A 13,860-nucleotide genomic window follows, 5' to 3' on the forward strand; every position below is an offset into this window, starting at 1 on the left:
GCACTCGAACGGGAGCAAGCTCCCTCGCCACAGCAAGCTCCCTCGCCACAGTAAACTCCCTCACAACAAGGGTTCTGTGGAGGTTGCTGACCATGCATAACCCCTGCGCCGTAATCCCGGTCTACAACCACGAAACCGCAATCACCGCCGTGGTCGATGCACTGCTTGCCAGTGGCTTGCCCTGCATTCTGGTGGACGATGCCAGCAGTCCTGCCTGCGCCAAGGTGCTTGACCGACTGGCCCGGCGGGACCGGGTTTACCTGATCAGGCTCACCGTCAATCAAGGCAAGGGCGGCGCGGTGATGACCGGCTTGCGCGAAGCGTCGCGCCTGGGCTTCAGCCACGCTTTGCAGGTGGACGCCGACGGCCAACACGACCTGCAAGACGTTAAAGTCTTCATCGAACATTCACGCGCCCACCCCGACGCGGTGATTTGCGGTTATCCGCAATACGACGCCAGCGTGCCGAAGGGCCGTTTATACGCCCGCTACCTGACCCATGTGATGGTCTGGATCAACACTCTGTCGTTGCAGATTCGCGACTCGATGTGCGGCTTCCGTGTCTACCCATTGCCACCGACCCTGGCACTGATCGACTCGGCCAGGATCGGCAAGCGCATGGACTTCGACTCCGACATTCTGGTGCGCCTGGCCTGGCGCAATCAGCCGATGCAGTGGCTGAAAACCAGGGTTCATTACCCGCTGGATGGCGTCTCGCATTTCCGCCTGTTCCACGACAACGTACTGATTTCGAGCATGCACACCCGGCTGTTCTTCGGCATGTTGCTGCGGGCACCAGTGATCCTCTGGCGGCGGTGGCGAACATGAGCGACAACGCAGACAAACAGCACTGGGCCGACCGTCAGGAGCGTGGCAGCTTCTGGTTGATGAAGTTCACTGCGCTTTGCGCAAAAGTCTTGGGTCGCCGACTGCTGAGCCCGTTGCTGTACGGCATCGTGCTGTACTTTTTCCTGTTCGGACGCAGTGCCCGCCAAAGCGCCTGGCAATACCAGCAGCGGCTTGCCGACTGGAGCGGTCGCAGCGACTTGCGCCCAACCCATTGGCGGGTGTTTGGCCAGTTCATGGCCTTCGCCGACTCCATGCTCGACAAACTCGATGTGTGGAACGGCAAGCTGAGCATCGACCAAATCGAAATCATCGACCCGGCGCTGCTGCGCAATAAACTGCGCGGCACACGCGGGCAAATGCTGGTAGGCGCGCACTTGGGCAATCTCGAAGTCTGCCGGGCGCTGGCCGAGATCGGTGAGAAAGTCACCATGAACGTGCTGGTGCACACCAAGCACGCCGAACAATTCAACCGCCTGCTGGGCGAAGCCGGGGCGACCAATCTGCGGCTGATTCAGGTCAGCGAGCTGGACCCGGTAATCATGCTGCAACTGCATGAACGCCTGGAGCGCGGCGAATGGCTGGCGATTGCTGGCGACCGTGTACCGCTGCATGGCGGACGCAGCGTGAGCGTGGATTTCCTCGGTCATCAAGCCGCGTTCCCTCAGGGCCCATGGTTGCTGGCCGGCCTGCTGAAATGCCCGATCAACCTGATGCTATGCCTGAAGAAACCCACTGGCGACTACCGGCTGACCCTCGAACCGTTCGCCGACGCCATCGTGTGGAAACGCAGCGACCGCGAACAGGTCATTCATCAGTGGGCCTCCCGCTACGCCGAACGCCTGAGTCACTATTGCCTCGAAGCGCCCCAACAATGGTTCAACTTTTACCCTTTCTGGAAGACCGATGACGACGCCAACGCTTGAGCCGGTAACCTTCGGCGAACTCCCTTTGCGCATCGAAGACGTGCTGGCCCTGGCCAACCGTCAGGTGCCGACGCAATTGCAGGGCGATCCCGAGTTTCGCCAGCGCATCGCCAAAGGCCCGCAATTCCTTGATTCCCTGCTGGACAAGGAAGGCGTGATTTATGGCGTGACCACCGGTTATGGCGACTCCTGCGTGGTGGCGGTACCGCTGCACCATGTCGAAGCCCTGCCCCGTCATCTGTATACCTTCCACGGTTGCGGCCTTGGCAAACTGCTCGACGCCCAAGCCACCCGTGCGGTGCTGGCGGCGCGTTTGCAGTCGCTGTGCCAAGGTGTTTCCGGGGTACGCGTGGAACTGCTGGAGCGCCTGCAAGCCTTTCTCGAATACGACATCCTGCCGCTGATTCCAGAAGAAGGTTCGGTAGGCGCCAGCGGCGATCTGACGCCGCTGTCCTATGTCGCCGCAACCTTGTCCGGCGAGCGCGAAGTGATGTTCCGCGGTGAGCGTCGACAAGCCGCCGATGTACACAGCGAACTGGGCTGGGAGCCGCTGGTATTGCGCCCCAAAGAAGCGCTGGCGCTGATGAACGGCACCGCCGTGATGACCGGCCTCGCTTGCCTGGCTTACGCCCGCGCCGATTACCTGTTGCAACTGGCCACGCGCATTACCGCGCTGAACGTGGTCGCGTTGCAGGGCAACCCGGAGCACTTCGACGAGCGTCTGTTCGCCGCCAAACCGCATCCGGGGCAGATGCAAGTCGCTGCCTGGTTGCGCAAGGATCTGGCGATCGATGCGCCGACCGCGCCGCTGCATCGCCTGCAAGACCGCTATTCCCTGCGTTGTGCGCCGCACGTGCTCGGGGTGCTGGCCGACAGCCTGAACTGGCTGCGCTCGTTCATCGAGATCGAACTCAACAGCGCCAACGACAACCCGATCATCGACGCCGAAGCCGAACGCGTGCTGCACGGCGGGCACTTCTACGGCGGCCACATTGCCTTCGCCATGGACAGTCTGAAAACCCTGGTGGCGAATGTCGCCGACTTGCTCGACCGCCAGCTCGCGCTGCTGGTGGACGAGCGTTACAACCATGGCTTGCCGAGCAACCTGTCTGGCGCCACCGCCGACCGCGCGATGCTCAATCACGGCTTCAAGGCCGTGCAGATCGGCACCAGCGCCTGGACCGCCGAAGCCCTGAAAAACACCATGCCGGCCAGCGTCTTCTCGCGCTCCACCGAGTGCCACAACCAGGACAAAGTCAGCATGGGCACCATCGCCGCCCGCGACGCCATCCGCGTGCTGGAGCTGACCGAGCAGGTCGCCGCCGCCACGCTGCTGGCCGCCAACCAAGGAGTCTGGCTGCGCGGCCAGGCTGAAGACGCTCGGCCATTGCCACCGGCCCTGGCCGCGATGCACGAAGAGTTGACCAAGGACTTCCCACCGGTCATCGAAGACCGTGCCCTGGAAGGTGAATTGCGCATGTGCCTGCAGCGCATCGCCGAACAACACTGGAGGCTGCATGCGTAGCAAGGGAGTGCTGCACACCGACACGGAAATCCTCGTACCGTTCTTTGACGTCGACACCATGAACGTGGTCTGGCACGGCCATTACGTCAAATACCTGGAAGTCGCCCGCTGTGCGCTGCTGGACAGGATCGGCCACAACTACGACGCCATGGTGGCATCGGGTTACGCGTGGCCGGTGATCGACTTGCAGCTGCGCTATGTGCGCGGCGCGGTGTTCGGCCAGAAGCTGAATGTGCGCGCCAGCCTGGTGGAGTGGGAAAACCGCCTGAAGATCAATTACCTGATCAGCGATCTGGCCACCGGCGAACGCCTGACCCGCGCCTGCTCCGTGCAGGTCGCCGTCGACATGAGCAGCCGAGAAATGCAGCTGGCGTCACCGAAAGTGTTCACCGATGCGGTTGAAAGGATGCTGCCATGAATTCGCTGTTCAAATGCCTTGGCGCTTTAGCGTTGCTCGGGCTCTCATCATTGGCACAGGCCTTCGATCTGCAACAGCTCAGCGATCAACTGGCCAAACCCGATGTGATCCACGGCAACTTCATCCAGGAAAAACATCTGCGCGCCCTGCCCCAGCCGTTGACCAGCAAGGGCACCTTCGTTCTGGCAAAAAACCATGGTCTGCTCTGGCTGCTGAAAACCCCGCTGCAACAGGACTACCGCATCAGCGACAAAGGCATTGCCCGGCGTGATGCTAGCGGCTGGCAAATGCTGCCGAACAAGAGTGCCGGCGCCGAACAGAACCGCTTGTTCCTCGCGGTGCTGCAAGGTGACAGCAGTGGCCTGCAACGGGATTTCGAGCTTTCGCTGAGCGGCGACGCACAGCGCTGGAAACTGACCCTGATCCCGCGCTCGATGCTGCTCAAGCAGGTGTTCAATCAGATCAACATTGATGGCGGCGAACTGGTGCACAGCATCGAGCTGCTCGAAACCCAGGGTGACCGAACCCTGTTGCGCATGCAGGACAGCACCAGCGCACAACCTTTGAGCGATGCGGAGCAACATGACTTTGCCGAGTGAACGGATGCTGCCGCGGCTGTTTCTGATCCTGCTGCTGGCGGTGCTCGCGCTCGCCGGCTGGCAATGGCGTGACGGTGCACCGCTGTCGGCCAATCTGATGGAACTGGTGCCAGGCACCGCGCCGGACGCGCTGGAACTGCGCGCCGAACAGCGCATGCAAGAACCGCTGAACCGGGAAATGCTGGTGCTGGTCGGCCATCAAGACCGCCAGCAGGCCATCGCCATGGCACAAAAACTCGGCGAGCAATGGCAGGCCAGCGGCGTCTTCGAAAAGGTCCAGTGGAACCTGCAAGCCGACTTGCCCGCATTGCGCAGCCAATTGCTGCAAGGCCGACTGGCGATGCTGTCCGCGGCCGACCGGCAGCAACTCATCGAGCAACCTGACGCCTTTATCCAGCAACGGGTACAAGCCCTGTTCGACCCATTCACCGGCTTCAGCCTGGTGCCGAGCCAGGACGACTGGCTCGGCCTGACCGGGCGCATCCAGAACAGCCAGCCACAACACGGCTCGGTGCAACTGGACATCGGCAGCGGTACGCTGGTTGCCGATGCCGACGGTAAGAGTTGGGTGATGCTGCGGGCGCGAACCGCCGGCAACGCGTTCGACATGAACCTGCCGCTGCAAGTGGCTGACCTGCTCCAACACAGTCGCGAAGAAGCCGCCCAGGCGGATGTGCAACTGCTCGCCGCCAGTGGCTTGCTGTATGCCGCCAGCGGTCAACGGCAAGCCGCGCGGGAAATGACCTGGGTCGGCGGCGGCGCCACGGTCGGGATTCTGTTGCTGCTGTTGCTGGCCTTCCGGCGCTGGCGGGTATTGCTGGCGTTCGTCCCGGTGCTGGTGGGCATGTTGTTCGGTGCGGTGGCCTGCGTGGCGCTGTTCGGCCACATGCATGTGATGACGCTGGTGCTGGGCTCAAGCCTGATCGGCGTGGCAGTGGATTACCCGCTGCATTACCTGTCCAAAAGCTGGAGCCTGAAACCCTGGCACAGCTGGCCGGCGTTACGCCTGACCCTGCCGGGGCTGACCCTGAGCCTGATCACCAGTTGCATCGGCTACCTGGCCCTGGCCTGGACACCGTTCCCGGCCCTGACCCAAATTGCCGTGTTCTCCGCGGCCGGCCTGCTTGGCGCCTACCTGTCGGCAGTGTGCCTGTTGCCGGCGCTGCTCAAGGGCGTGGATCTGCGGCCAGCGCAATGGCCGATGCGCATCGCCGAGAAATTGCTGGAGCTGCGAGAATCGCTGCTGAAATACTTGCGCACACCGGTCCTGCTGGCACTGCTGATCGCCTTCTGTGTTGGCGGTCTGTTGCAGTTGCAGAGCAAAAACGACATTCGCCAATGGGTCGGCACGCCGCAGCAACTGACTGACGAAGCCCAGGCCATCGCCCGTATCACCGGCTATCAACCTACCAGCCAGTTTTTTCTGGTGCGTGCGGCCAATCAGCAGGCGTTGCTCGAACGTTTGACGGCACTGAGCGAGCGTCTGGATCAACTGGTCAATCTGGAAAAACTCCAGGGTTATCTGTCGCTCAATCAACTGGTCAGCCAGCCGAGCGAACAGCGCAAAGTGCGTGAAGCACTGAACAAGCTGCCGCAGTTCTGGCAACCGTTGCTCGACCTCGGCGTACCGGCCGCCGCGTTGCAGGCCGAGTTGGCAACGTTGCAGGCGCTGCCCACCGAAGACATCGACACAGCGCTGGCCGGTCCATTGGCCGAGCCCTACCGCACCCTGTGGCTGGGGCCGACCGATGACGGCGTGGCCGCGATGGTCAGCCTGCAAGGCTTGAACAATCCCACGCTGTTGCGGGTTCAGGCGCTGGACTTGCCGGGTGTGGAACTGGTGGATCGCCTCGGCGAACTGAACCAGGTTTTCGCCGCCACTCAAATCAGCGCCGCTGAATTGAAACTCGCCTCCTGCGTGTTGATCGTGCTGGTGCTGATCCTGCCATTCGGTTTCGGTGGCGCGTTGCGAATCGTTTCCCTGCCGTTGCTGGCGGCCCTGTGCAGCCTGGCAAGCCTCGGTTGGCTCGGTCAGCCGCTGACACTGTTCAGCCTGTTCGGCCTGTTGCTGGTGACGGCCATCAGCGTCGATTACGCGATCCTCATGCGCGAACAGATCGGCGGCGCCGCGGCGAGTCTGCTGGGCACCTTGCTGGCGGCGGTGACCACTTGGTTGTCGTTTGGCCTGTTGGCGGTGTCCAGCACGCCAGCGGTGAGCAACTTCGGCCTGTCGGTGAGCCTCGGCCTGGCGTTCAGTTTCATTCTTGCGCCGTGGGCCGGACGCCAAGTCCATGCCGCTCCAGTTACGGAGCCGGCAGCATGATGGTCGCGGTGTTCTGGGTGATGGCCCTGGTGTTGTTCGCCGTGGCCACTCGTATCGGTCGTCATTTCGGTCTGATTCCGATCGTCAGCCAGTTGCTGCTGGCGACCTTCGGCCTGCCGTTGTTGATGTATTTCTGGATCGAACCGGGCTGGCACCTAAGCGGCGTCGACCTGATTTCGCCGGGCTGGCTGAAGAGCCTCTACAGCCTGAGTTTTGCCTTGCTGCTGGGGCACATTCTCAGCGACGTGATCGACCTGCGCCTGGAACGCCACAGCCTGAAAATCGCCCTGCCGAGTTTCTGTATTCCGTTTGCGTGCGGGCTGGCGACAGCGTTCTGGCTGTTGCCGCCGCAGCCGTGGATCAGCTCGCTGGCGGTCGGCCTGCTGTTCGCCATCACCGCAATTCCGGTGTTGTATCTGTACCTGAGACACATCAACTACCCGCCCGCCGCCACCCGGCGTCTGGTGCAAACAGCGATCCTGATCGACCTGACCTGCTGGACCCTGTTTGCGTTCGCCCAGGGCAGCCTGCACCTGAGCAGCCTCCTGCTGCCGCTGGCCGGCGCCTGTCTGCCGTTGTTGCTGCGCCTGCTCGGGTTGCGCCAACCGTTGCTGCACAGCGGCTGCTTCTTCGCGCTGCTGGTGGTCGCCGAGCACTTCAAACTCAATGCGCTGATTTTCGGTATCGGCTATCTGCTGTGCATGGCCACGCTCAAGGTGCCATTGGTGCTGCCATTGTCGGCGGTGTGGATGAGCCGTTTGCAGACCTGGATCGCCATTCCGCTGATCCTCACATTCGGTATCGTGCAGATCAATGTGCACAGCGCCATCGACAGTCTCAGCGGGATGCAACTGACCGCGCTCCTGCTGTTGCCAATCGCCAGCAAACTGTTGGGCAACTGGCTGGGCCTCGGCTGGGCTGGCGCCTCGTTTGAAGGTGCCAGCCGCTGGCGGGAAAGCCTTTTACTGAATATTCGCGGTTTGAGCGAGATCGTCTTTCTCAACCTGCTGCTGCAACAACAGCTCATCAGCCCGGCGCTGTATTTCGCGCTGATGTTGATGGGCCTGATCGCAACCCTGCTGCCGGCGCTCGCCGGCATGCACCGAATCCCTTTGAACATCGCCGCCCCGGCAAGGAGCACCCGTGCCAACAGTTGAAATGGAACGTCGTCAGGTACTGGTCATCGGCGCCGGCCCTTCGGGTGCCATCGCCGCCGCGCTGCTCAAACGTAAAGGTCATGATGTACTGATGATCGAGCGCCAGCATTTCCCACGGTTTTCCATCGGTGAAAGCCTGCTGTCCCACTGCCTGGATTTCGTCGAAGAAGCGGGCATGCTCGAGGCGGTCAATGCAGCTGGTTTCCAACGCAAAAACGGTGCAGCGTTCGCTTGGGGCGATCAGTACAGCACCTTCGATTTCGGCGACACGTTCACCAAAGGCAAGCCGACGACGTTCCAGGTCCAGCGCGCCGACTTCGATAAGCTGCTGGCCGATCAGGCTGAGCTGCAAGGTGTCGATGTCCGTTATGGCGAAGCCATCGTCAGCGCCGATTTCAGCCTGGCGAAACCGCAGCTCGATGTGCTTCGCGAAGACGGTAGCCAATACCGCGTCGAAGCCGACTTCGTGCTCGATGCCAGCGGCTACGGTCGCGTGCTACCACGCTTGCTCGACCTTGAAGCACCGTCGAGTTTCCCGGTGCGCCAGGCCGTGTTCACCCACGTCGAAGACTGTATCGACAACCCGGCTTTCGACCGGGAGAAAATCCTCATCACCACCCATCCGACCCAGCGCGATATCTGGTTCTGGACCATCCCGTTCAGCAACGGCCGTTGCTCGGTGGGCGTAGTGGCGGCCGCCGAACACTTTGCAGGCCGCACCGAGAATCTGGACGACTGCCTGCGCGGCTTCATTGCTGAAACGCCAAGCCTGGCCGGTGTGCTGAACAATGCCGTGTGGGATACGCCCGCGCGAACCATCGGCGGCTATTCGGCCAACGTCAAAACCCTGCACGGCCCAGGTTTCGCCCTGCTGGGCAACGCGGCGGAATTTCTCGACCCGGTGTTCTCCTCCGGTGTGACCATCGCCATGCGTTCGGCAAGCATGGCCGCCGGGGTGCTGCACCGCCAACTGCAAGGTGAAAGCGTCAACTGGCAGACCGAGTTCGCCGAACCGCTCAAGCGCGGCGTCGACACCTTCCGTTGCTATGTCGAAGGCTGGTATGCCGGGACCTTTCAGGATGTGATTTTCTATCAGGGCGGCGCAGCGGAAATCCGCCGCATGATCAGCTCGATCCTCGCGGGTTACGCCTGGGATGAACGCAACCCGTTCGTCAGCGAACCCAAACGTCGGCTGCGGATGATCTCGGACCTGTGCGCACAGGACCCGACATGAGTTACCTGAGCGACAACTACGTCGAAGAAACCCGTTTCGGTTTCTGGTTTCTGCGCAGTCATACCTGGCAGCACCATGTACTGCGAGTGGCGATCAATGATTTGCGCGACCTGTTCAGCGCGCCATTGCCCGCCAACCCGGTATTGCTGGATGCCGGTTGCGGCCAGGGCAAGTCGTTCCAGTACCTGCGCCAGACCTTCGCGCCTCAACGCCTGATCGGGCTGGATGCCGATCCTCACAGCCTGAACCTGAGCGGTGAAGAAGCGATGCGTCAGGGCATGGATGTAGAACTGATCGGCAGTGACTGCGCGAGCATCAACGTGCCGGACGCCAGCGTCGATCTGCTGTTCTGTCACCAGACCTTCCATCACCTTGTCGAGCAGGACCGAGCCCTGGCCGAGTTCTATCGGGTGCTAAAACCGGGCGGCTATTTGCTGTTCGCCGAGTCCACCGAGGCTTACATTGATACGTGGGGGATTCGTTGGCTGTTTCGCCACCCGATGCACGTGCAGAAGAGCGCCGCCGGCTACCTGGACATGATTCGTCGGCAGGGTTTTGAATTCGGCCCGCAGAACGTGTCTTACCCTTACTTGTGGTGGAGTCGCGCCAAGGATTTCGGCCTGCTCGAACGCTTCGGCTGGCGCCAGCCAAAACCCTTTGGCCAACGGGAAGAAACCCTGGTCAATGTGGTCGCGCGCAAGCCTCTTGAAGGGTGTGCCTGATGATCCGTTTCCTGCTTCTGGGTTGTGTCCTGTTGCTGAGCGCTTGCGCCAGCCAGGCACCGCTGCCCGAGCGAACCCCGAACCTGGCGTTGCCGCTGCAACTACACATCGAACGGCAGATGGCCGAACAGCGTCAGGACTGGCTGCTGGTGATCCAGCGTGAAGGCCCGGGCATTCGCTGGTCGATGATGGACCCCTTGGGGATTCCCGTGGCACGGCAGAAACTGATCGATGGCCAGTGGCAGGCCGACGGCCTGCTGCCGCCCAATCCGGAAGCCAGGGAGCTGTTCGCTGCCTTATTGTTTGCGTTGACCCCTGCGGGCGAGTTGCATCGCAACTATCCCGCCGCCCGGCAGGATGGTGGGCAACGATCCTTGTCACCACGCTGGAACATCCGCTATTCACAACCACTGAGCTTTGAATTGAACGTATCCCAAGGCCCGCACTATCGCGTCACTCCGTTAGGCGAGCACACGCCATGACGGCCTATCTGAATGCCCTCGGGGTAATCTGCGCCCTGGGTCGCGACAAGCAGGAAGTCGCCCGCAACCTGTTTGCCGGCGATTGCTCGGGCATGCGTAGCGAGGCCGGCTGGGTGGTGGAACGCTCGCTGCCGGTCGCGGCGGTGCGCGGCGAGCTGGCGCCGATTCCGCCTGAGCTGGCCCATCAAAGCAGTCGCAACAATCAATTGCTGCTGGAGGCTGCGCTGCAAATTCGCGAAGACATCGAGCAGGCGATCCAGACCTACGGCCGCGACCGTATCGGCGTCATCCTGGGCACCAGCACCTCGGGCATTCACGAGGCCAGCAGCGGTCTGGCCCATTACATCCGCGAGCATCAGTTCCCCGCCGATTATGACTATCAGCAACAGGAACTCGGCGCACCAGCGACGTTTCTCGCCGACTGGCTGCAATTGAGCGGCCCGGCCTATGTGATTTCCACCGCCTGCACCTCTAGCGCCCGCGCGCTGATGAGCGCCCAACGACTGCTGGACCTGGGCATGTGCGACGCCGTGTTGTGCGGCGGTGTCGACAGTTTGTGCAAGCTGACCCTCAACGGTTTCTCGGCTCTGGAAGCGGTGTCCGAGCAGCGCTGCAATCCGTTTTCGGCCAACCGCAACGGCATCAATATCGGCGAAGCGGCGGTGCTGTTTTTGATGAGCAAAAGCGCCGGCAACCGCCAACCGATTGCCCTGCTCGGCAGCGGTGCCAGTTCCGATGCACACCATATTTCCGCACCGGAACCGACCGGCCGTGGCGCCCTGCAAGCGATGCGCAAAGCCTTGAGCCGCGCAGGGCTGCAACCCCGGCAGATCGGTTACCTGAACCTGCACGGCACCGCCACGCAACACAACGACGCCATGGAAAGCCTGGCCGTGACGACACTCTTCCCGCAAGGCGTGCCCTGCTCATCGACCAAACCGATGACCGGCCATACCCTCGGCGCTGCAGGTGCCCTGGAAGCGGCATTCTGCTGGCTGAGCCTGAGCGTGGACAACCGCGAGCACGCCCTGCCGCCCCACGTCTGGGACGGCCAGCCCGACCCCGACTTGCCGGCCCTGCATTGGGTGACCCCGACTGACCACCTGACGTCCATTGCACCTCGCTACCTGATGAGCAATTCCTTTGCCTTCGGTGGCAATAACGTCAGCCTGATTATCGGAGACGCCCCATGATTACCTGGCCGCTCGCCGAACTGCTGCCCCACGCTGGCGACATGATCCTCATCGACCAGATCCTGTCGTTCGATGACGAACAGATTCACACCCGACTCACCGTCAAACCCGGCGGCCTGTTCAATCGCCCCGACGGCAGCCTGCCGGCCTGGGTCGGCATCGAGCTGATGGCCCAAAGCGTCGCCGCATACGCCGGCTGCCATGCACGCCAGAAAGGCAATGCGGTGGAGTTGGGTTTCCTGCTCGGCACCCGCAAATTCGAATGCAACGTGGAACACTTCCCCGCTGGCACCGAGTTGACCATTCATGGGATACGCTCGCTGGAAGACGACAACGGCATGGGTGTGTTCGAATGCCACCTCACTGCCCCCGGCATCCACGCCACCGCCCGGCTGAACGTGTTTCGCCCGCCTCAGGCCGCGCACTATCTTCATGAACCCCAAGGAGTCGAGTGATGACTGAATCCGTACTGGTCACCGGCTCCAGCCGTGGTATTGGCCGCGCCATTGCGTTGCGTCTGGCCCGGGCCGGGCATGACATCGTGCTGCACTGCCGCAGCGGTCTGGCGGACGCTATCGCGGTGAAGGCCGAGGTGGAAGCCTTGGGCCGCAACGCGCGCATCCTGCAATTCGACGTGTCCGACCGTGCCCGTTGCAAAGCTGTTCTCGAAGCCGATGTCGAAACCCACGGCGCCTATTACGGCGTGGTGCTCAACGCAGGCCTGACCCGCGACGGTGCTTTCCCGGCCCTGAGCGAGGAGGATTGGGATCTGGTGATGCGCACCAATCTCGACGGTTTCTACAACGTGCTGCACCCGGTAATGATGCCAATGATCCGTCGTCGCGCCGCCGGCCGGATTGTCTGCATCACCTCTGTTTCCGGGTTGATCGGCAATCGCGGACAAGTCAATTACAGCGCGTCCAAGGCCGGTTTGATCGGCGCAGCCAAGGCGTTGGCGATCGAACTGGGCAAGCGCAAAATCACCGTCAACTGTGTCGCACCCGGCCTGATCGACACGGCGATGCTCGACGAAAACGTGCCGGTGGAAGAACTGATGAAAATGATCCCCGCACAACGCATGGGCACCCCGGAAGAGGTGGCTGGTGCAGTTAATTTCCTGATGTCGGCGGAAGCGTCGTACATCACCCGGCAGGTTCTGGCCGTCAACGGAGGCCTGTGCTGATGAAGCGCGTCGTCGTCACCGGCATGGCCGGCATCACCTCACTGGGCAGCGACTGGGACACCATCGCCGGTAACTTCGCCGCCAACCGCAGCGGCATCCGCCGCATGGACGAGTGGGATCGTTTTACCGAACTCAGCACGCGCCTGGCCGGGCCGATCGATGACTTCAAAGTGCCGGGCCACTGGACCCGCAAACAACTGCGCAGCATGGGCCGCGTCTCGCGGCTCGCTGTTGGTGCTGCTGAGCAAGCGTTGGCGGACGCCGGTCTGCTGGGTGACGAATCGATCAAGGACGGGCGCATGGGCGTTTCCTGCGGCTCGTCCACCGGCAGCACCGACGAGATCAAGGCGTTCGGCAATATGCTGCTCAACTCGGTGGCCGAAGGCTTGAACGCCAACTCCTACGTGCGGATGATGCCGCACACCACAGCGGCCAATGTCAGCATCTTCTTCGGCCTCACCGGCCGACTGATCCCGACCTCCAGCGCCTGCACCAGCGGCAGCCAGGGCATCGGTTACGCCTACGAATCAATCAAGTTCGGCCGCCTGCCGCTGATGCTCGCCGGCGGCGCCGAAGAGCTGTGCCCGACCGAAGCCATGGTGTTCGATGCGCTCTACGCCACCAGCCTGAAAAACGACGCCCCGCAAACCAGCCCTCGCCCCTACGACACCGGCCGCGATGGCCTGGTGATCGGTGAAGGCGGCGGCATGCTGGTGCTCGAAGAGCTCGAACACGCCTTGGCGCGCGGTGCCCGCATCCACGCCGAAATCGTCGGTTTCGGCAGCAACGCCGACGGCCAGCACGCCACCCGCCCGGAGCAGCTCACCATGCGCCGGGCCATGGAGCTGGCGCTGGAAGACGCCGGGCTGCAGCCTTCCGACATCGGCTACGTGAACGGTCACGGCACCGCGACAGAACAGGGCGACATTGCCGAAACACTGGCCACCAGTGCGTTGTTCGGCGAACACATGCCGATCAGTTCGCAGAAGAGTTTCCTCGGTCACACCCTGGGAGCCTGCGGCGCGCTGGAGTCCTGGTTCAGCATCGAAATGATGAACCGCGATGTGTATGTGCACACCTTCAACCTCGACGAGGTCGATCCGCAATGCGGCAAACTCGACTATCTGCGCGGTGAATTCCGGCAGATGAGCAATGAGTACGTGATGAACAACAATTTCGCTTTTGGTGGGGTCAACACCTCGTTGATTTTCCGCCGCTGGTCGTAAATCGAATTACTCAGGGTCAAGGAGACC

The 13,860-nt window shown here is 62.2% G+C and carries 14 protein-coding genes; all 14 read left to right on the forward strand.

Annotated features, from left to right (window positions below; genetic code table 11):
• Window positions 1-92: 92 nt before the first annotated feature.
• Genes ABH909_RS01335 through ABH909_RS01400 form a run of 14 tightly spaced genes read left to right on the forward strand, consistent with a single transcriptional unit; the run spans window position 93 to window position 13,833 of the window.
• On the forward strand, window positions 93-827 hold the full coding sequence (locus tag ABH909_RS01335; RefSeq protein ID WP_429429913.1) for a glycosyltransferase family 2 protein: 735 nt from the start codon (window positions 93-95) through the stop codon (window positions 825-827).
• Entirely contained in the window at window positions 824-1,771 is a 948-nt protein-coding gene (locus ABH909_RS01340; protein ID WP_429429915.1) for a glycosyl transferase, read from the forward strand. Before ABH909_RS01335 ends, ABH909_RS01340 begins: the two co-directional genes overlap by 4 nt.
• On the forward strand, window positions 1,752-3,296 hold the full coding sequence (locus tag ABH909_RS01345) for an HAL/PAL/TAL family ammonia-lyase (protein ID WP_429429917.1): 1,545 nt from the start codon (window positions 1,752-1,754) through the stop codon (window positions 3,294-3,296). The genes ABH909_RS01340 and ABH909_RS01345 overlap by 20 nt, the downstream gene beginning before the upstream one ends.
• The gene (locus tag ABH909_RS01350) at window positions 3,289-3,714 is read left to right on the forward strand and encodes an acyl-CoA thioesterase (RefSeq protein ID WP_007903171.1); all 426 of its coding nucleotides are present in this window, start codon (window positions 3,289-3,291) and stop codon (window positions 3,712-3,714) included. Before ABH909_RS01345 ends, ABH909_RS01350 begins: the two co-directional genes overlap by 8 nt.
• Window positions 3,711-4,313, forward strand: a complete 603-nt coding sequence (locus ABH909_RS01355) for an outer membrane lipoprotein carrier protein LolA (protein ID WP_429429919.1) — start codon at window positions 3,711-3,713, stop codon at window positions 4,311-4,313. Before ABH909_RS01350 ends, ABH909_RS01355 begins: the two co-directional genes overlap by 4 nt.
• A complete protein-coding gene (locus ABH909_RS01360; protein WP_429429921.1) occupies window positions 4,297-6,636 on the forward strand; it encodes an MMPL family transporter in 2,340 nt (779 codons plus the stop codon). Before ABH909_RS01355 ends, ABH909_RS01360 begins: the two co-directional genes overlap by 17 nt.
• A complete protein-coding gene (locus ABH909_RS01365; protein ID WP_429429923.1) occupies window positions 6,633-7,793 on the forward strand; it encodes a sodium:proton antiporter in 1,161 nt (386 codons plus the stop codon). Before ABH909_RS01360 ends, ABH909_RS01365 begins: the two co-directional genes overlap by 4 nt.
• Window positions 7,780-9,027: an NAD(P)/FAD-dependent oxidoreductase gene (locus ABH909_RS01370; RefSeq protein WP_429429925.1), complete on the forward strand. Its 1,248-nt coding sequence runs from the start codon at window positions 7,780-7,782 to the stop codon at window positions 9,025-9,027. The genes ABH909_RS01365 and ABH909_RS01370 overlap by 14 nt, the downstream gene beginning before the upstream one ends.
• Window positions 9,024-9,749 carry a class I SAM-dependent methyltransferase gene (locus ABH909_RS01375; protein ID WP_429429927.1) on the forward strand — a complete coding sequence of 242 codons (726 nt, stop codon included), beginning with the start codon at window positions 9,024-9,026 and terminating at the stop codon, window positions 9,747-9,749. The genes ABH909_RS01370 and ABH909_RS01375 overlap by 4 nt, the downstream gene beginning before the upstream one ends.
• Window positions 9,749-10,231 (forward strand): hypothetical protein, encoded by a 483-nt coding sequence (locus tag ABH909_RS01380; protein WP_401173047.1) that lies wholly within the window; start codon window positions 9,749-9,751, stop codon window positions 10,229-10,231. Before ABH909_RS01375 ends, ABH909_RS01380 begins: the two co-directional genes overlap by 1 nt.
• Complete coding sequence (locus ABH909_RS01385) at window positions 10,228-11,424, forward strand: beta-ketoacyl-[acyl-carrier-protein] synthase family protein (RefSeq protein WP_429429929.1); 1,197 nt, start codon at window positions 10,228-10,230, stop codon at window positions 11,422-11,424. Before ABH909_RS01380 ends, ABH909_RS01385 begins: the two co-directional genes overlap by 4 nt.
• A complete protein-coding gene (locus ABH909_RS01390; RefSeq protein WP_429429931.1) occupies window positions 11,421-11,879 on the forward strand; it encodes a hotdog family protein in 459 nt (152 codons plus the stop codon). The genes ABH909_RS01385 and ABH909_RS01390 overlap by 4 nt, the downstream gene beginning before the upstream one ends.
• The gene (gene fabG / locus ABH909_RS01395) at window positions 11,879-12,607 is read left to right on the forward strand and encodes a 3-oxoacyl-ACP reductase FabG (RefSeq protein ID WP_429429933.1); all 729 of its coding nucleotides are present in this window, start codon (window positions 11,879-11,881) and stop codon (window positions 12,605-12,607) included. The genes ABH909_RS01390 and fabG overlap by 1 nt, the downstream gene beginning before the upstream one ends.
• Window positions 12,607-13,833, forward strand: coding sequence for a beta-ketoacyl-ACP synthase (locus ABH909_RS01400; protein WP_429429934.1), 1,227 nt, complete (start codon window positions 12,607-12,609; stop codon window positions 13,831-13,833). The genes fabG and ABH909_RS01400 overlap by 1 nt, the downstream gene beginning before the upstream one ends.
• The last annotated feature ends 27 nt before the right edge of the window (window positions 13,834-13,860 follow it).

The organism is Pseudomonas sp. BS3782 TE3695, assembly GCF_050435305.1.
Taxonomy (GTDB): domain Bacteria; phylum Pseudomonadota; class Gammaproteobacteria; order Pseudomonadales; family Pseudomonadaceae; genus Aquipseudomonas.